The organism is Bacillus sp. N12A5 (genome assembly GCF_026790125.1).
GTDB lineage: Bacteria > Bacillota > Bacilli > Bacillales > Bacillaceae > Bacillus.
Genome location: NZ_JALAMR010000002.1, coordinates 255,714 through 273,824, shown reverse-complemented (window position 1 = coordinate 273,824; position 18,111 = coordinate 255,714). Strand labels below are relative to the sequence as shown.

Annotated in this window: 15 protein-coding genes and 1 pseudogene; 2 read left to right on the top strand and 14 right to left on the bottom strand. The window is 45.6% G+C overall.

Going from position 1 to position 18,111, the window contains the following annotated elements:
- Nucleotides 1-40 precede the first annotated feature (40 nt).
- The gene (yjoB, locus tag MOC09_RS01745) at nt 41-1,312 is read right to left on the bottom strand and encodes an ATPase YjoB (RefSeq protein WP_268369353.1); all 1,272 of its coding nucleotides are present in this window, start codon (nt 1,310-1,312) and stop codon (nt 41-43) included.
- A 151-nt stretch (nt 1,313-1,463) separates the two neighbouring features.
- Here yjoB and MOC09_RS01740 point away from each other — a divergent pair, with 151 nt between their 5' ends.
- Both MOC09_RS01740 and MOC09_RS01735 read left to right on the top strand, forming a co-directional pair.
- Nucleotides 1,464-1,928 carry a DinB family protein gene (locus tag MOC09_RS01740; protein WP_268369351.1) on the top strand — a complete coding sequence of 155 codons (465 nt, stop codon included), beginning with the start codon at nt 1,464-1,466 and terminating at the stop codon, nt 1,926-1,928.
- A 223-nt stretch (nt 1,929-2,151) separates the two neighbouring features.
- Complete coding sequence (locus tag MOC09_RS01735; RefSeq protein ID WP_268362556.1) at nt 2,152-2,916, top strand: sulfite exporter TauE/SafE family protein; 765 nt, start codon at nt 2,152-2,154, stop codon at nt 2,914-2,916.
- Between the two features lie 38 nt (nt 2,917-2,954).
- Here the strand turns inward: MOC09_RS01735 and MOC09_RS01730 are convergent, their stop codons facing one another.
- The 13 genes and pseudogenes from MOC09_RS01730 to MOC09_RS01670 all read right to left on the bottom strand — a co-directional run bounded on the left by MOC09_RS01730 (nt 2,955) and on the right by MOC09_RS01670 (nt 18,016).
- On the bottom strand, nt 2,955-4,448 hold the full coding sequence (locus MOC09_RS01730; RefSeq protein ID WP_268369349.1) for a UxaA family hydrolase: 1,494 nt from the start codon (nt 4,446-4,448) through the stop codon (nt 2,955-2,957).
- Entirely contained in the window at nt 4,445-5,887 is a 1,443-nt protein-coding gene (locus MOC09_RS01725) for a tagaturonate reductase (RefSeq protein ID WP_268369536.1), read from the bottom strand. The genes MOC09_RS01730 and MOC09_RS01725 overlap by 4 nt, the downstream gene beginning before the upstream one ends.
- 75 nt (nt 5,888-5,962) lie before the next feature.
- The gene (locus MOC09_RS01720; protein WP_268362552.1) at nt 5,963-6,964 is read right to left on the bottom strand and encodes a LacI family DNA-binding transcriptional regulator; all 1,002 of its coding nucleotides are present in this window, start codon (nt 6,962-6,964) and stop codon (nt 5,963-5,965) included.
- Between the two features lie 86 nt (nt 6,965-7,050).
- Nucleotides 7,051-8,319: an MFS transporter gene (locus tag MOC09_RS01715; RefSeq protein WP_268369346.1), complete on the bottom strand. Its 1,269-nt coding sequence runs from the start codon at nt 8,317-8,319 to the stop codon at nt 7,051-7,053.
- Nucleotides 8,320-8,366: 47 nt separating this feature from the next.
- Nucleotides 8,367-9,203, bottom strand: coding sequence for an SDR family oxidoreductase (locus MOC09_RS01710; RefSeq protein WP_268362546.1), 837 nt, complete (start codon nt 9,201-9,203; stop codon nt 8,367-8,369).
- Nucleotides 9,200-10,279: a mannonate dehydratase gene (gene uxuA / locus MOC09_RS01705; RefSeq protein WP_268362544.1), complete on the bottom strand. Its 1,080-nt coding sequence runs from the start codon at nt 10,277-10,279 to the stop codon at nt 9,200-9,202. Before uxuA ends, MOC09_RS01710 begins: the two co-directional genes overlap by 4 nt.
- 24 nt (nt 10,280-10,303) lie before the next feature.
- Nucleotides 10,304-11,323: a zinc-binding alcohol dehydrogenase family protein gene (locus tag MOC09_RS01700; protein WP_268362543.1), complete on the bottom strand. Its 1,020-nt coding sequence runs from the start codon at nt 11,321-11,323 to the stop codon at nt 10,304-10,306.
- Between the two features lie 5 nt (nt 11,324-11,328).
- Nucleotides 11,329-12,341 (bottom strand): annotated as a pseudogene (allD, locus tag MOC09_RS01695) (ureidoglycolate dehydrogenase).
- A gap of 104 nt (nt 12,342-12,445) precedes the next feature.
- Complete coding sequence (locus tag MOC09_RS01690) at nt 12,446-13,825, bottom strand: MFS transporter (protein WP_268362538.1); 1,380 nt, start codon at nt 13,823-13,825, stop codon at nt 12,446-12,448.
- Between the two features lie 79 nt (nt 13,826-13,904).
- Nucleotides 13,905-15,314 carry a glucuronate isomerase gene (gene uxaC, locus MOC09_RS01685; protein WP_268369344.1) on the bottom strand — a complete coding sequence of 470 codons (1,410 nt, stop codon included), beginning with the start codon at nt 15,312-15,314 and terminating at the stop codon, nt 13,905-13,907.
- Between the two features lie 173 nt (nt 15,315-15,487).
- A complete protein-coding gene (locus tag MOC09_RS01680) occupies nt 15,488-16,666 on the bottom strand; it encodes an NAD(P)/FAD-dependent oxidoreductase (RefSeq protein WP_268367030.1) in 1,179 nt (392 codons plus the stop codon).
- A gap of 39 nt (nt 16,667-16,705) precedes the next feature.
- Entirely contained in the window at nt 16,706-17,128 is a 423-nt protein-coding gene (locus MOC09_RS01675) for a DUF1641 domain-containing protein (protein ID WP_003220510.1), read from the bottom strand.
- A 390-nt stretch (nt 17,129-17,518) separates the two neighbouring features.
- A complete protein-coding gene (locus MOC09_RS01670; RefSeq protein ID WP_268369343.1) occupies nt 17,519-18,016 on the bottom strand; it encodes a cupin domain-containing protein in 498 nt (165 codons plus the stop codon).
- Nucleotides 18,017-18,111 lie beyond the last annotated feature (95 nt).

Here is an 18,111-nt window from a genome sequence, read left to right as displayed (position 1 = left end):
CAACAAAAAAGCGCGGGTTTTTCAAAACCCGCGCTTTCTTTTAATGAAAACCGACCTTGTTTCTTTCCATCCAGCTTCCGTGCCGGCTTTTTCTTTGCTCTCCTGTCATGTCTTTTACCATGGCTTCAATATGATGCTCCCCTTCTTGGTGCCATTGAAGGGCAGAAGATACATATAATTCTCCCAGCTGTGCAAAGGAAAAGCCTTCTGTAAGCTTCGCGGTGCTTTTGATTTCTTCTTCATTCAGGAAGATGTCAAAGCCTCTCATTTTCATATATTCCCGCCGCAGCTCTTCATCCGGAAGTCCGATTTCGTAGGCACGGTCAAACCGTCCTGCGCGATTCATCAAGCCCGGATCGATCTTTTCGGGATAGTTTGTCGTGCCGATGAGAAAGAGCCCCTCTTTGGATGTCGCGCCGTCCAGCGTATTGAGAAAAAAGGATCGCACATCTTCCGGCATCGAATCTATATCCTCGATGACCAAAACTGCAGGAGCGAGGCGTCTCGCTGACTGAAAGACTTCTTCTATTGTCTCGCTTGACGTAAATTCTGTTATTTGCCAATAGGCAACAGGTGCATCGATACTGCCTGCAATCGACTTTACTAATGTTGTCTTTCCATTTCCCGGAGGTCCATATAACAGGATGCCGCGCTTGTAAGGGATGTTATACGTTTGATAAAACGTTTTATCACTATGAAAAAATTGATCAATTGAACGGTATATTTCTTTTTTCAACACTGGGCTCATAATCACCTGATTTCGTTGAACCTCTCTGACGATCGCTTCCTGTTCTTTTGAAGTTCCGCCGTCCCCATCCGTAAAGACGGTCACTTTCCGCTTGCTTTTTTCCCAAAGGCGCGGCCTGACGCCCTCTAGGAATGCACGCATTTTTTCATCATTAACCGCAAACAGGCAATCGAAGCTCATAATGCTCCCATCTTGAAAATATGGAATTCTGGCAAAAGCAACACCCTTTTCAGGATATGCATATACGCTGTTTCTTATAGATTGATGAACGGTATAATCCGGTTCTTTTTCATCTTCATCGTAAGCAAAGGTTTTCTTTTCAAGCTTTTCAAATATATAAGCCACATGCTCAGTCTCCAATGAACCGCTGCGGACATCTTCTTCAAGAAGCTCCCAGTACTCAGTATTCGGGTCATCACTCGAATAAAGCTCATAGAAAACGCCATATTGATCATAAAGCGCCTCTTCAATTCGTGTAATAAGATAACCAAAAGTGCCGTAGCCCGCCGCAGCTCTTTCATTCTCTTTTTCTTCGTACTGATAAATGAAAGGTATGTTTGTCATGTTAAATCTCCATTTCTTGAACTTTTGTGAACGTTATATATACGATTGACATCGCTTTTTGTTTCATCCCACAGCATATTGCTTGTGAATTGATAACCGTTGATATAGGATTTCATTGCACCATTCATTTTTACATATGGAGGAGATCATAATGAGCCAACCCAATCAAATTGTCAGCCATTTTTTATCCCATCGAAACGTGACCAATGAGCTGGCTGAAAAAATTAGCAAAGAAAATTACAGCTACAAACCGGCAGAAACATCAATGTCAGCAGAAGAGCTGGTCAAACACATTCTTACGTCTTTCCACTTGTTCGCAAATGTCATTAAAGAAGGCAATGCCTCACCTTTTCAAAACAAGCAGGAAGAAACAGAAACAGATCTCAATGTTCTGGCAAAAACATATACAGACAAAACGGTCGCTATCCTTGAACAGCTGACTGAAGAGCAGCTGGACAGAGAAATTGACCTGACAGCCGTTTTCGGCAGAAAAGTCACAGGCAGCGCACTGCTTCAGCTTGCAATGGAGCATGAAATTCACCATAAAGGCAACCTGTTCGTTTATGTGCGGGAAATGGGCCACACGGAGCTTCCATTCTATCAGCAGCGCATGTAATGTAAAGGAAAAAAAGATACCTGTTAAAAGGTATCTTTTTTTTGCCTCCGCCTCACTTCTGGATTTCGTCCAGACACTCATTATAGGGCAAATGAATAGAGATATTGAGCATACCAAAATTTCAAGCAGCTAACGTACAAAAATTCAAAACATTTAATTGATTAACATGACCTAATCATATATAATCTGATAAAAATAGTCGGGTTTTCAGGAGGCCTTTATCATGAGTGTAAGCATCATATTGATGGGTTTGTTTGTCGGAGCCTTAGTCGGATTGACGGGAGTGGGCGGGGCTGCCTTATTGACTCCTCTTTTAATTGTGCTTGGAATTAATCCTTCCATCGCGGTCGGGACGGATCTTGTATATAACTCGATCACAAAGCTGTTTGGCGTTGCCTCCCATTGGCGGCAGAAAACGATTAACTTTAAATTGGTCAAATACTTAGCCATTGGCAGTATTCCGAGTGCATCGCTGGCCATTGGCATACTGCATTTGTTCCCCGCCTTTCATCAGCATCAGGAAGAAATTATTAAGCACGCTCTTGGCTATGTGTTAACACTGGTTGCCATTTCAATCATCGTCCGCTTGTTTTTGGATCGAAAACTTCGCCCGAACCGCTGGCAGCTGATGCCGCTTGAAAACAAGCGGGCGCTGACGATTCTTATTGGTGTTGTGTTTGGATTTATCGTCGGATTAACATCAATTGGTTCAGGATCATTATTTGCCATTGCTATGATTTACTTATTTAACATGAAAGCGTCACAGATTGTCGGAACCGATATCGCGCATGCTTTTCTTCTTGTTACAGCAGCAGGCATTTTGAACGCAAGCTTCGGAAGCGTGGATTACATGCTGGCAGCTAATCTGCTGCTCGGTTCAATTCCAGGCGTGCTGATCGGAAGCCATCTCTCGCCTCGATTCTCCCCGCGTCCGCTGCAATTTATTATGGCGTCCATCATTTTAATCAGCGGCTTAAAACTGATCTAATGAAGAAGGCTATCCTCTTGGAGGATAGCCTGTTCTCTTTATAGCGTTACACCCGATTTAAAAATGGCAAGTTCTCTGAAATCATTCTTTTCATGGTTTACAAGCTGACCGCTTGCCACCTCAATCATATATTGGATAAACTCTCGCAGCACATATTCCTCATGAACATCATCCTCCGCTAAAAGGCCTGCGTTAAAATCAATCCAATGCGGCTTCGCCTCATACAGCTGGGTGTTTGTCGCTACCTTCACCGTCGGGACAAAGGTGCCGAACGGCGTGCCTCTCCCCGTTGTAAACAGAACAATTTGACAGCCGGCCGCCGCCAATGCGGAGGAAGCAATCAAGTCATTGCCCGGCGCGCTCAAAAGCGTCAGCCCGTTTGTCTTGAGCGTTTCGCCGTATTTCAAGACATCCGCGACAGGTGAAATCCCCGCTTTTTGCGTGCATCCCAGCGATTTATCCTCGAGTGTAGAAATGCCGCCTGCCTTGTTGCCCGGCGAAGGATTTTCGTACACCGGCTGATCATGTTTGATAAAATATTGTTTGAAATCATTGATTAAATGGACAATCTTATGAAACACTTCTTCATTGGCAGCCCGCTGCATCAGGATGGTTTCCGCACCGAACATTTCCGGAACTTCCGTCAGCACCGTGCTCCCTCCCTGTGCAATGATATAGTCTGAAAAACGGCCAAGCAGCGGGTTTGCCGTTATGCCGGAAAAACCGTCCGAACCTCCGCATTTCAGCCCGATCTTCAGTTCGGACAGCGGAATGTCTTCTCTCCTATCGCCTTTTGCCGCTTCATGAATTTCCTTCAGCAAAGCAACACCTGCCTCCATTTCGTCGGTTACCGACTGGGATTCGAGAAATTTCACCCGATTCAGGTTCACATCTTGCAGTGCTTCCTTCATTCCTGCCAGCTCGTTGTTCTCGCACCCAAGCCCTAACACCAAAACGCCGCCGGCATTTGGATGGCGGATGGCATTCAGCAGGATTTGCTTCGTATTTACATGATCGTCGCCAAGCTGCGAGCATCCGTATTGGTGTTTTAACACGAGCACGTTATCGAATGGAGCAATATCCCCCGTTTCTCTGACAAAACGCTGGAGCATTTTTTCAGCTATCCCATTGACGCAGCCGACAGTTGGCACAATCCATAATTCATTTCGCACACCGGCATTTCCGTTTTCTCTTCTGAATCCTTTAAACGTCCGGTTCTCATTTGAATATGGATTCTCTGCAAATCTCGGAGTATAGCTGTATGTTTGGATATCAGACAGATTTGTTTTCGTATTATGGACATGAATATGCTCTCCGATCGAGATATCTTGTGTCGCACGCCCGATTGGAAACCCGTATTTAATAATGCTGTCGTTTTCTTTGATCGGCTGCAGCGCAATCTTGTGGCCTCTTTTTATATTATCTCTGACTTCAATCGACACGCCGTCAGCATTCAGCCGCTCTCCCTTTTGGATATCCCGAAGCGCAAGAAGGACATTATCTTGTTTATGAATCTTTATACATGACTTCATCGTACCTCTCCCCTTTGTGTGCAGCATTGTTCAAAAGCCCGCTGCATGCCAAGTTCATGAATATGATTCAAGTAATCAGCAACTCTCTCGGTCAGCCTCGGTATCTTGTTGAGATCTGCCCCCCACAGCCGCCGTTCACCTAACACTCTTGATGCAATACAAAGCAAGTCTCCATTCTCCTGATGCCACACAGCTTTGAAAAATTGAAGAACATCAGGATCATCCTGCAATTTCTCGTTTCCCTGATAAAAATACAGCAAAGCGCTGAACGAAAACACCAAGCGTTCAGGAAGCTGTCCCTTCTGTTCAACATATTCCTGAATAGTCGGCAGGTTTCTCGCTTTGAATTTGGAAACGGAGTTCAATGCTATGCTTTCCAGGTAATGCTTAATATACGGGTTTTTGAAACGATTCAGCACATCCTCAGCATATTCAGAAAGCCCTTCCATTTTTAAAACAGGAAGAATTTCGTCATGAATCATCTCTCTGATAAACCGCCCCACTTCCGGATGCTCGACAGCGTCCCGCACAGTTTTTAAGCCGTATAATAAAGCTACTGGTGTCATTGCTGTATGAGCGCCATTTAAAATCCTTACTTTTTTTGTCCGATAAGGGGTGAGGTCGCTTACGATCTTTGTATGGAGCCCGGCAGCCGCAAAGGGCAGTTCTTTTCCAATCCAATCCGGCCCCTCGATAACCCATAAATAATATTGCTCTCCTACAACAATCAAATCATCCTGATAGCCCAGATCAGCCGTGATCTCATCAATGCTGTCTACAGGAAAACCCGGGACAATGCGATCTACTAAACTATTACAAAACGTGTTGGCCTCATGGATCCACTGTGTAAATCCTTCTTCCAGCTTCCACAGCTTTGCATAATGAAGAATGGTTTCCTTCAGCTTTTCGCCATTATTCTCGATCAGCTCACATGGGATCAAGACACAGCCTTTAGTCTGATTTCCTTTAAAGGCCTGATAGCGAAAGTATAGAAATGCAGTTAATTTCCCAGGGAATGTTTTTTGCGGCCTATCCTCTAAACGGTCTTTTTCATCACATACGATACCAGCCTCAGTGGTGTTGGAAATGATCAACCGCAGCTCTTCGCTCGCAGCCAACTTTTTGTAAGCTTCATAATCAGAAAACAGATCAATTCCACGGCTGATTGAGTTGATAATCATATGCTCGTTTACCGCTTCTCCATCTTTCATTCCCTGTAAAAAAAGTGTGTATAAGCCATCTTGATCGTTTAATCTTTTGATTTTTTCTGACCCCCTTGGCTGTACAACTGCGACGCTTCCATTAAAATCAGTGTGTTGATTCAATTGATCAATCTGCCAGTCGACAAAGCCTCGAAGAAAGTTCCCTTCACCGAATTGGAGAATTTTTTCCGGATACTGTGTATAGTGATCGTACATGTTTTTATTCAGCTTCTGCACCTTCATTGCCTCCCTCTCCTTTATGCACACGTTAACATTTTTCCGCAGAAAGAATGCCCGCTGAAAAACGGGGCATCACGTTGACAATTGCCTCACTGAATCACGAACCATGAACTCTGTATTTTCGAAAATTTTTTCTGCTTTTGTTTCCGGCTCGCTGATCAGCGACAATAGTTTTTGCGCGCCAAGTACACTGATTTTCTCTACTGGGCGCTTTACAGTTGAAAGCCTCGGCGTTATATACTGTGAAAAACCAATATCATCAAAACCAATTACGGAAATATCATCAGGGACCTTTAGGCCCTTGGCGAATATCGCATTCATCGCTCCGATTGCCATGTCATCATTCGAGCAAAAGACAGCGGTTGGGGGATTTGGCAGCGCCAGCAGCCGCTCCATCGCTTGAAAGCCGCTTTCCATATCGTATTGCCCTTTGACACTGTATTCATGTTTGATCGGAATATGATGATGAATCAGTGCAGCTAAGTAGCCTTCCTTTCGCTGCTGGGAGGATTTAAAGCCTTCGATTCCCTCGATGATGGCGATGTCTTGATGTCCGTTCTTAATGAAGTATTCTACAGCTTCCTGCGAGCCTTCCTTGTCATTAGACAAAATATTCGTGATGCTGCGGTCATCAATGTCGCGATTCAGCACGACGAGCGGGATGTTTTTTTCCCGAATATGATAAATAAAAGAATTATCAATGTCACTTTGGCTCATTAAAATGATGCCGTCATATCTCATCGGCGTAACGGAGTCATAGTTTTTCAGATCATCGATGCCGCGTACATAGAGATTGTAATCCTCACTTATGGCTTGATTGACGCCTTTGATCGTGTCAGCAAAAAAGCTATGTGAGGTTCCGTTTGTGATACTTGTAAAGAAAAGCCCGATCGTATGTGACTTTTGCATCGCCAGGCTTTTTGCATTTACATTCGGTGTATAGTTGAGCTGTGCTGCGAGCTCCAGTATTTTTTTCTTCGTGTGTTCTTTGATGTAAGGGCTGTTGTTGAGTGCTCTGGAAACGGTTGTGTGGGATACGTTTGCGAGTTTTGCGATATCTTTTATGGTTACCATCTATTTCCCTTCCTTATCATACCGGCTGCGATTATTTACTGTATATTGTATCATCAAACATACCTCTCTCCCACTCTATTTCCAGATTAATAAGACACGGAATCCTCCGCTTCAGTTCCTGCTGGTTTGCCGATGATTGGACGGACAAAACGAATAACAGCAAGTGAAGCAAAGACAGCTAACCCTCCTGCAAGCAAAAATGCTCCAGAAAACGTACCCGTCTGATCAACAATAAACCCGGTTAACGCCGGCCCGATAATTCCTGCCGTATTGGCGAGGAAATGCATGAAGCCGCCTACAGAACCGACATTGTTTTGATCCACTACATCTTGAATGACAGCCCAGTAGATAGCGCCGGTCAAATAAAGAAAGAACACGGACAGAGCGACAAGGGTAACAGCGCCTGCCGTCGTTGCCACAAGCCCGGCGAAACCAATCAAAACCGCAGATGAAAACAAACACGTGACGAGCACTACCTTGCGCGAGAACAGCACACCTTTTCGGGCCGTTTTTTTGTACACATAGTCAGAAACAAACCCCCCGGCTGCGAGCCCGATAAAGCCTAAAATCCACGGAATGACCGTGATGACACTCATCGATTCAACACTTAATCCACGTTCTTCAACAAGGTAGCTCGGAAACCACGTCAAAAAGAAGAAAAGAATATAATTGTAGGCGAAAAAAGCAAACGCCGTGAATAAAACCGTTTTTTGCTTCAGATAAAAGGTGAGCGGAATTTTTTCTCCGGGAGACGTTTCTGCTCTTATCGCCGGTGCTTCCCTCATCGCCTCAGGGGGCTTTTCTTTGACAAACCTGAACCAGAGCACTGCCCAAATCAAACCAATAATCATAATGAGAACGAAGGATACCTTCCAGCTGAACGCCACTGCAATCATGCCGACAATCGGCCCGGAAATGGCTCCCCCGAGCGGCGTGCCGCTGTTGGTCACACCGATAACGGACGCCCGCTGGGTTGGCGGAAACCAGTTATTCACCATCTTGTTGATGGTCGCAGAAAGCGGGCCTTCTCCCATTCCGAAGAGGATGCGTATAATCAGAAGGCTGACAAAACCAAAGGCAAGGGCGACTGCTCCGCTGAATAGCGACCAAACGACCATGGCGACAAACAGGGTCAGCTTTGCCCCATAGCGGTCAGATGCCACTCCCCCAAGAAAATTAAAAATGGCATAGCCAATCGAAAAACTGCTGAAAATCAAGCCCATTTGCGTAGCAGACAATGTGAGATCATCCTGAATAAAAGGAGCTGCAATGGAAAGCGCCGAGCGATCCAGGTAATTAATCACTCCTGCCAGGAACAAAAAAAGGATAATGGGAAGCTTATCTTTTGAAAACATCTCAACCTCACCCCTATGTTGGTTCAGTTTCTGTTGCTCCGATTTCGTTATACGCCTGAATAAGCCATAAATCCTCCATCGACAGGAACGGTGATCCCGGTGATAAAACCGGAATAGGATTCATCCGCAAGCCAAAGCAGCGTGCCGAGCAAGTCCTCCGGTTTTCCAAAGCGCTTCATCGGTGTTCCCGCAATAATTTTGTGAGATCGGCTGGTTAAGGTTCCGTCTTGATTGATCAGCAAATCATGATTTTGTTTTGTCAGAAAAAAGCCTGGGGCAATGGCATTGACCCGCAGCCCGGTTTCGGCAAAATGAACGGCCATCCACATCGTAAAATTATTAATGGATGCTTTGGCGGCACTGTACGCCGGAACCTTCGTCATGGGTGAATAAGCACTCATGGAAGAAAGATTGATAATCGCCGGTGAATCCGCCTTCAGCAGCTCTTTTCCAAACACTTGAGAGGCCAAAAACGCTCCGGTGAAGTTGGTGGAGAATACAGTTGAAAAGCCCTCCTCATCCATATCAAAAAAGGATTGGCCTGCTCCCGCTTCTTCATATGTCTCCACATCGGTTATCGCGGCAGGATGATTGCCGCCAGCCCCGTTAATTAACAGGTCGACAGAGCCAAGCCGGCTGAGGACGTCCTCCTTTGCCTGTACCAGTGACATCCTGTCCAGCACATCCGCAGTAACAGAGCATGCTGTGCCGCCAGCCTCTGTAATCTCCTTCACGACCGCTTGGCCCTTTTCAGCCGTCCGATTCAATATCGCCACCTTCATGCCATGACGGGCAAGCTCTCGGGCCATTGCAGAGCAAAGCACCCCGCTGCCGCCAGTGATGACAGCCGTTTTACCAGCCAAGTTCTCATGCATCTGGATCATACTTCCACCTCTTTTTTGGCCATTGCTTCATATGCGTCCCACAGTCCGTTCAAGTACATGATGCCAAGGGCCCGATCGTATAAGCCATAACCCGGCCGGCATTGCTCGCCCCAAAGATGGCGCCCGTGATCCGGTCTGACATATCCTTTGTAATCCTGCTTATGCAGTTCTTCCATCACGCCTTGAATGTTGATCGAACCGTCTTTCGTCAGATGAGATGTTTCAATAAAATTGCCATTCTCAAAAATTTTTACATTCCGAATATGTGAAAATGGAGCAATGCCTGCATACGTCTTAGCGATCTCCACCATGTCGTTTGCGGGATTGGCTCCCATTGAACCTGTACAAAGGGTGATGCAATTAGACGGTGAATCTGATATCGCCCGCAGCTTCTTATAGCTTGCCTCCCCTGTGATAATGCGCGGCAGTCCTAAGATCGGCCATGGCGGGTCATCCGGATGAATGGCCATTTGTACGCCATGCGCCTCAGCAACAGGAAGGACTTCTTGCAAAAAGAATGATAAATTGTCCCATAGCTGTTCCTCATCGACCGTTCTGTAGGCTGCAAACAGCTCTTTGATTCGAGCCAGTTTTTCTGGCTCCCACCCCGGCAGTGTCATGTCAGATGCTTCCTCCACCGTCTGAATCAGCTCTTGGGGCTCAAGGCTTTCTACCTTTGCCTTTTCAAAAAACAAAGCAGTTGACCCATCTTCCAGCGGCCGGAACATGTCCGTGCGTGTCCAGTCAAAAACCGGCATAAAATTGTAGCAGATCACTTTCACGCCAAATTTGGCAAGATTGCGGATCGTTTGTTTGTAGTTTTCAATATACCGGCCGCGCTCTTCGTTTCCGAGTTTAATCGCTTCATGAACATTCACGCTTTCTACAACTTCTGCATGAAAACCATAGGATTGGATATATTCGGTCTCGGCTTTGATTTCTTCTTCTTCCCACACGCCGCCGACAGGCTTTTGATGGAGAGCCCAGACGATGCCTTTGACTCCGGGAATCTGCTTTATGTGTTCAAGCGTGACAGTATCGTTGCCTCGGCCATACCATCTGAATGTTATATTCATGTTTACACCTCCGGAATCAGTCCATTAATCAAACGTGATGACAGCTTTCCGCACCTGATCTGGGTGCTCCTTGATAAACTGAAATGCGTGATGAACGTCAGCAACTGAAAAGGTATGGGTCACCAGCCCGTTATGCGCTAACCGGCCTTCATTCAAAAGCTCAACCACTTTTGGAAACTGATTGGTCTGCAATCTCGATCCCGTTATCGTGACTTCTTTTTTTGTAATCGGCAGCTGAGAAATCTGTGCCGCTCTTTCATCAAATCCAAGCACAACCACATGTCCCGCCGGAGAAACGACCTCAACTGAAAGCGCAAAAGTCGCCGGCAGGCAAACCGCATCAATGACCACATTGGCTCCTTCATTCCCAGTCCATTCACGGACCCGCTCAGCAACATGTTCTGTTTGGGCATTTACAATAGCGTCAGCACCGTTTTCTTTCGCAAATGCCAGCCGCTCGTTGTTCAAGTCAGTCATCATGACGAGAGCGCCCGCCAGCTTTGCCATTTTTAACACACAGATCCCGATAGGTCCCGCTCCTTGGATCAGGACGGTATCACCTTTTTCCACCTGGCCCCTCCACACTGCCTGTGCCCCTATCGTGTAAGGCTCAGCCATGACCGCCTCCTCCCAAGGCAAGTCCTTTGATACTGCGTGAAGCTGTCTTTCCGGAAGCACAATATATTCCCGCATGCCGCCGTCTTCATGTACGCCAAATACAGAAAGCTTTGCGCAAACATTCGGCCGCCCTTTGCGGCAGGCGTAACACGTTCCGCAATAAGAAATCGGCTCAATGACCACGTGGTCACCAGCTTTTAGGCTGCGCACATTCGCCCCAACTTCCTCCACTTGTCCCGTTACCTCGTGTCCGATGACTCTCGGGAGGGTGGCGAGCGGATTCGTGCCATGATAAATGTGCATGTCTGACCCGCAAATGCCGACCCGCTTGACTTTGACGAGCACTTCATCATCCTTTGAAAGAACCGGCTTCTTCATCTCCGCTGTCACCAGATCATACGCTTTTCGCACTTGAACCGCTTTCATTTTACTCACCTGCTTTTTAAGAATTCATACACGCTCCGAGCAATTGATATTCCGTGGATTTTATTTCTTTCTTCATGCAGCTGCTCGATCTCGCCAGGCACATACACTCTCTCGACTCCAACAGCCGGAGGGGACGCCTGCAGTTCATCGAGCATGGCATCCATCTGCTCTAAAAATGCATCCTGATCGGTAAAAAAGGACGGATTGATCGCGCAAACGTAATGCCCCAGCCTTCTTTTTTGATCAAGGCCGCTGTACATTTTGGCAATGTGAGGGCCAAAAGCCGCGCCCGCCAGCAATCCGGAAAACACATCCACGACAATCGATAGTCCATAGCCTTTCGGGCCGCCGAATGTTGAAAGTGAAACGACCTTGTCAGGATCAGTTACTGCTTCTCCGTTTTCATCGACTCCCCATCCTTCAGGTATGTCTTTGCCCTCTTCACGTGCTTGCAAAATCTTCCCAAAAGCCACTTTCGATGTCGCCATATCTAGGATAAACGTTTTTTTTGCTTAGCCGGAACACCGTAAGCAATCGGATTTGTCCCTAAAAAGGGAGTCCTCCCGCCAAACGGGACAACGATACTGTCCGTATGTGTCATTGCTATTCCGATCAGCTTTTCATCAGCCGCTTTTTGCACAAAATAGCTTAACGCTCCACAATGGCTGCTGTTTACGGCCGTCACCATGCCGACACCGTTTTTCTTTGCCATGTCAATTGCACGGTCCATTGCCATATCACAAATCACATGGCCGAAACCGTCATCACCATCCAGCACTCCTGTCACGGGTCCCGTCTCTTTAAAGGCAGGATGCGCTTCAGGGTTGATCCCTCCTGCCCTTAGCCTGTTCACATAGTGCTCTGTTCGCAGCACCCCATGAGAATGTACGCTGCGTAAATCGGCGTGCACGAGCACATCTGCCACTTTTTCAGCGTCTTGTTCATTCAAACGTGCATCAGTCAGCTTTTCCAAAACGAGTTCCTTTGCTTCTTCAGCCGATATCGTTACCGTTTTCAATCCAGTGCCTCCTTCCTTTCTAGTTCTTTGGGCACCTCCTAGAGAAAACCCTTACAAATACATGTTATTTACTAATTATTTTAAATATTCTTTATATTGTGCTGTCAGCTCTTTTGATGAAGATCTTGAACGATCTGTGCATGCTGCTGGTCTGTGAGTTTATAAAGAAAACCGATAATGATCATTGCTAATGCCAAAGCAATGGCCGGATACAGAAGCAGAAGCGCTTTGATGCCGATCAGTGCCTGTGCTGTCTGAACTGCATTCGGAACATAACCGATAAGCCCTAAACCGATGCCCGAGAGAAAACCGGACAAGGACTGAGCAAGCTTTCTGGAGAAATTAAAAAGTGAATATGTCGTTGCTTCTTTCCGTTCACCAGATTTCCATTCACCATAGTCAATAATATCGGAGACAAGCGCCCACGTAATGCCATTCGGGATACTGATTCCGATAAAGGCGATGCTGGCCAAAATCGTAAACACATAGACGTTTGACGGAAGCATAAAGTTGACCAGATCCGCAGCCACACTGATGCCGAAGCCAATCATTGCCGTTCGTTTTTTTCCAAACATCTTGACGAGCTTTGGAAGGAATATGACGCCCAAAAAGGAAGAACCGATAATAATAAAGTTCATATAAGCCATCAGTTCAACATTGCCGAGATTATATTGTGCGAAATAGACGAGCATAGCGGATTTGATGTTGTATGCGGAAATTGAAAAAATCGTCATTAAGACAAGGGTCAGCAGCGGTTTATTCGCAATAAATGTTTTGACGACAGATGAGAGTGTTAATTTTTCTTTTGGCGCTTCCGATATCACAATGCGCTCTTTGCAGTTGCGGTAGCAAATATAAAACCATAGCACACCGAGTGCGGCGAACAAGCCCATGACCACCGGGTAGCCGACCTTCGGATTATCAAATTTGACGAGCAGCGGCATCACGGCCACACTTGTGATAAACAAGGCTCCAAGTGATCCGATCTGGCGAAAAGTCGAAATGGAGGTGCGATCCTCAGAATTTTGAGTCATCGCAGCCCCTAATGAGCCGTACGGAATATTCACAAACGAATAACCGATGCCCCAAATCATGTAGGATGCATATGCATAAATCAGTTTTCCGGTCGTTGATACATTAGGAGACAGAAAAATAAGTACAGTAAGCACCGCAAGCACGATGCTGCCGATTAATAGATAAGGCCTGAATTTCCCCCGCTTGCCGATGTTTTTGCGATAATCGATTGATGAGCCGACAATTGGATCTGTGATCGCTGCAAACAGCTTGCTGACTAAAAAAATGCCTCCGGCCATCGCAGCCGGGATTCCCGCTACATCAGTAAAATACTTCAATAAATAAATCTGGCCGAGATCAAACATAAAACCGTTGCCAAAATCACCAAAACCATAGGAAATCTTCTCTTTCAATGAAAGCCTTTTCTCTGTTTCGATCGACACAACCTTATTTGCCAGTTCAGTTCGCATCTTCCACCTCTGTGTCTTAGAAATTTTCGGGCAGTGATCCGCTCAGTGATGCTGAGTGGACACTTTGTTACACGTTTGCTTACTCTTCTTGAAATTGAAAATAGTGTTTCGCATTGTCATAGCAAATTCCTTGCACAATGCTTCCTAAAAGCTCCATATCACGCGGCACTTCGCCGTTTTCCACCCATTCCCCGATCAAATTGCAGACGATCCGCCTGAAATATTCGTGGCGCGTATAAGAAAGAAAGCTTCTGGAATCGGTGAGCATGCCGATAAAGCGGCTGAAAAGGCCGACATTTGACAACGCTTTCATTTGATCAAGCATCCCGTCTTTTGTATCATTAAACCACCAGGCCGTGCCGAATTGGATTTTTCCCGGGGTGACACCGTCCTGAAAACTGTTGATCATGCTGGCGATGACATAGTTATCGTTTGGATTCAGTGAATATAAAATTGTCTTCGGCAGCTGGTTCTTCATCTCAACTGAGTTCAGCAGTTTATATAAAGGCTTGGCTATTTCTTCATCATTCATAGAATCATAGCCTGTGTCAGGTCCGAGCCTCTTCATCATCTTTGTATTCGTATTTCTTAAGGCGTTGATATGAAACTGCATCGCCCAATCGAGTTCCGCATACAAACCGCAAAGAAACTGAAGCGTATACGTCTTAAATTTCTTCTCATCTTCATCAGCAACCTCTGTTCCTCGCAATCTGTCAGAAAAAATGCGGCCCGCTTCCTCTTTTGTCGTTTCGGCAAATACCATTGAATCGATCGCGTGATCAGACACTCTGCCGCCGGCTGAATGGAAGAACCGCACTCGTTTTTCCAGCGCCCTTAGAAACTCATCGTATGTTGAAATCGATATGGCTGCAGCGTTTTCAAGTGCCCGCACCCAATCAGGAAAGCCTTCACGATTAATCTCAAGCCCTTTATCCGGCCGAAATCCTGGCAGCACGCTGACAGGAAAATCTTTGTCTTCTTTTAATAATAGGTGGTATTCAAGAGAGTCGACAGGGTCATCCGTTGTGCAAACGACCTTTACATTTGATTTCACAATCAAATCTCTTGCCCCGAAGCCTTCTTCTTTGAGCAGTTCATTCGTCTGTTTCCATATAGCCGGCGCGGTTTGCTCATTTAAAACATCATAAATGCCAAAAAAACGCTGCAGTTCTAAGTGGGTCCAATTGTAGAGGGGATTGCCGATCGCCATAGGCACGGTTTTCGCCCAAGCCATAAATTTCTCTTCATCAGTCGCATCGCCTGTAATGTATGTCTCTTCAATCCCATTGGCTCTCATAATGCGCCATTTGTAATGGTCTCCATACAGCCAGGCTTCCGTGATGTTTTGAAATGTCTTATTTTCATAGATTTCTTTCGGGCTTAAGTGGCAGTGGTAATCAATAATCGGCATGTCTTTCGCGTAATGGTGATAGAGGTTGACAGCGGTTTCATTTTTCAACAAAAAATTTTCGCCCATAAAGGGTTCCATGTCCTCACCGTCTTTCATTCTATTTCAAAATGTTAACGTTAACATTTTGATTTAGTCTTATTTTACCTTTATATTCCTCTAGGATCAATGTCTTTTTTTGAAACAAAAAAAGACATTGCCGGAAAGCATCCCCGAAGGAACGCTTTTGGCAATGTCTGATCCACAAGAAAGGATTAGTAAGCCAGGCTGAATAGTCCTTTAATGTGTGTTAAGTAGCGTACGTTACTTGCTTCTTTCATCAAGGAAGCAGGAAGACCTTTAAGCGGTGTAGAATTAGCACCAATGATGGCAACCGCGTCTTTGCGTCCAAGGCTTGCAAGTGTACCAGAGTTTACTGGCTTGAATGTTTCAAGCGTTTTGCCTTCTAAGTAAGCGAATAGGTTGTAACCAATCAGCTCACCCATTTGCCATGCGATTTGTGCAGTTGGCGGGTATGGACGGCCATCTGGAGCAAAGTAAACAGCGCTGTCTCCGGCAACGAATACATCTTCGTGAGATGTAGATTGCAGGAAGTCATTTACTGTCGCACGTCCGCGGTTCACTTCAAGGCCTGATTCACCGACTAATGGGTTACCTTGTACGCCGCCAGTCCAAACAAATGTGTTGGCAACAACTTTTGATCCGTCTTTCAGATCAATCACGTTGCCTTCTACATTTGTAACAGGAAGACCTGTTAAGAACTCAACGCCGCGTTTTTCAAGACTTGTCGTCGCACGTTCGATAAGATCATCCGGAAGAACAGGAAGGATTTTCGGACCTGCTTCAACCAGTTTCAGTTTGATTTCTTTATGGTCTACGCCGTATTTTTTCGCAAGGTTTGGCATGATGTCAGCAAGCTCACCGACAAGCTCAACGCCTGTTAAGCCGCCTCCGCCGATAAGGATTGTTGCATCTGCTTCGTTTTTCGTTTTAGAGTACTCACGCACACGATCTTCAACATGTTTGAAGACTTTGTTCGCATCAGCAGCAGATTTCAATACCATGCTGTTTTCTTCAAGACCTGGGATGCCGAAGTAAGCTGTGACAGAACCAAGTCCTACAACAAGCGCATCATAAGTTAATGTAGAACCGTCAGCAAGCGCAACTTCTTTTTTATCTACTGAGAAAGAGCTTACTTCCGCAATTTTAAGATCAATGTCTTTGCCTTTGAAAAGTTTTTCTAATGGCATTGCAACCGCTTTTTCAGACACGTTGCCTGCTGCAAGGCGGTGTAATTCCGTAATGATTTGGTGAGTTGGGTATTTGTTTACCACTGTCACGCGTGCTTGTTCTTTTGTGTAATGTTTGCGAACTGTTAGAGCAGAAAGAACTCCGCCATAACCAGCGCCTAGAATGACAATATGTTTTGACATCGTATATCCTCCGTCCTTTATATCAATTTGTATCTGAGATTATTTTTGGTTTTCGCGTTCGTTCATCACTTCAAGGTAGCTGTTAGCAAAACGGAACAGCTTTTGAGCTTGAGGATCCTTCAGCATGCGCAGCAGGCCGAACAGTCCAATCGTTTCGTTGCTTGCTTCTGCACGGTCTTTTGCTTCGATTGCAGTCGCAGCTACTTCTTTCGCCGTTTCTTTTACAGGCTCAAGAATTTCAGTGATCGCACCGACTGTGTCGCTTTTTAGCACTTCGTCAGTTGCTACAGACTGAGCGAAATCATAAGACTTCGTTAAAATATTCACTAACTCAGTCAGCTTCGGAAGCTGGTCAACTAAAACAGTCAGTGATTCTTGAACTTCTGGCTTTAATAGCTGATCAATAAGATCTTGCTGGCTTTGGCTGACAGACGCATTTGTTTGATCGATTGTTTCTGGCATATCCAATTCTCCTTTACTATAAGCAGTTTGCTGATTTTTTTTGGAAAGGGTAGTGCCTCTCCCTGATCTCACGCTTGAAGGCATAAGAATAAGGATTGTGAATTCATGCACAATCATTTACAAAAATAAATGTTTACTACCCAGTTTTTCATCTTGCCATATTCAGTATTATTTTTATCTCAAAAATAAACAATTGAATAAGTCAAAATCCTTTACTCTCTCTGAAAATAGCAAACACAAAAAACTCCAATTCGATTACCTTCTATATGATAACACTTTTTGAACAAAATTTGAACGTGAATTGCTTCGATTATGAAATTAATTTATTTGGAGCTCGTGTCATATCGTTTCTCTGGCACTAGTTATTGACAATCCAGCAATTTCTCCCCTTCACTTTACCCATATTTCCAAAAGAGGAGCCCTTTTTCCTGTGATCGGGTCTTTCGCCGGCAGCGGCACCTGCTTGATCTGTTTCATCGCTTCCTTCCGTTCATCTGGCTCTCCCGTCTTCATATCATACTGAATGCCCCCCGGATATGCGCCGATGACGGTAAAATCTGAGCTAGCACTTAGCTTTTTATGGCCGACTCCGGCTGGAATCACGACAGCGTCACCGGATGAGAAAGGAATGACGGCCCCTTTCTCTCCCCCAAATTGAATCATGGCCTCTCCGCGGACAGCAATCAGCACTTCATGTGTATTGCTGTGATAATGATGGTATGGAAAAACACTGCCTGACCAGCTGTTTGACCAGCCATGCCAGTTGACGGTCCGCTCTGCCTCACTCGTATCCCTGAACGCGTTTTGATACCGAACGAGCGGAAAATTTGGGTGATTCGGAATCCTGCCGTCATCCTGAAAGAAGTACGTCTGTGTCTTTGTTCCCATCAATGTCACCTCCTATTTTTTGTCTTCCACACCTAGCGGCTCGCAAAACCTGATGTTTTTCTCACGATTCCATTGAACTGAATAATACCGAATAG

What these genes read in the sequence shown, in the direction of transcription:
- yjoB (WP_268369353.1), bottom strand. Translation starts at nt 1,312, where the DNA reads ATGACAAACATACCTTTCATTTATCAGTACGAAGAAAAAGAGAATGAA.
- MOC09_RS01740 (WP_268369351.1), top strand. Translation starts at nt 1,464, where the DNA reads ATGAGCCAACCCAATCAAATTGTCAGCCATTTTTTATCCCATCGAAAC.
- MOC09_RS01735 (WP_268362556.1), top strand. Translation starts at nt 2,152, where the DNA reads ATGAGTGTAAGCATCATATTGATGGGTTTGTTTGTCGGAGCCTTAGTC.
- MOC09_RS01730 (WP_268369349.1), bottom strand. Translation starts at nt 4,448, where the DNA reads ATGAAGTCATGTATAAAGATTCATAAACAAGATAATGTCCTTCTTGCG.
- MOC09_RS01720 (WP_268362552.1), bottom strand. Translation starts at nt 6,964, where the DNA reads ATGGTAACCATAAAAGATATCGCAAAACTCGCAAACGTATCCCACACA.
- MOC09_RS01715 (WP_268369346.1), bottom strand. Translation starts at nt 8,319, where the DNA reads ATGTTTTCAAAAGATAAGCTTCCCATTATCCTTTTTTTGTTCCTGGCA.
- MOC09_RS01710 (WP_268362546.1), bottom strand. Translation starts at nt 9,203, where the DNA reads ATGATCCAGATGCATGAGAACTTGGCTGGTAAAACGGCTGTCATCACT.
- uxuA (WP_268362544.1), bottom strand. Translation starts at nt 10,279, where the DNA reads ATGAATATAACATTCAGATGGTATGGCCGAGGCAACGATACTGTCACG.
- MOC09_RS01700 (WP_268362543.1), bottom strand. Translation starts at nt 11,323, where the DNA reads ATGAAAGCGGTTCAAGTGCGAAAAGCGTATGATCTGGTGACAGCGGAG.
- MOC09_RS01690 (WP_268362538.1), bottom strand. Translation starts at nt 13,825, where the DNA reads ATGCGAACTGAACTGGCAAATAAGGTTGTGTCGATCGAAACAGAGAAA.
- uxaC (WP_268369344.1), bottom strand. Translation starts at nt 15,314, where the DNA reads ATGGAACCCTTTATGGGCGAAAATTTTTTGTTGAAAAATGAAACCGCT.
- MOC09_RS01680 (WP_268367030.1), bottom strand. Translation starts at nt 16,666, where the DNA reads ATGTCAAAACATATTGTCATTCTAGGCGCTGGTTATGGCGGAGTTCTT.
- MOC09_RS01675 (WP_003220510.1), bottom strand. Translation starts at nt 17,128, where the DNA reads ATGCCAGAAACAATCGATCAAACAAATGCGTCTGTCAGCCAAAGCCAG.
- MOC09_RS01670 (WP_268369343.1), bottom strand. Translation starts at nt 18,016, where the DNA reads ATGGGAACAAAGACACAGACGTACTTCTTTCAGGATGACGGCAGGATT.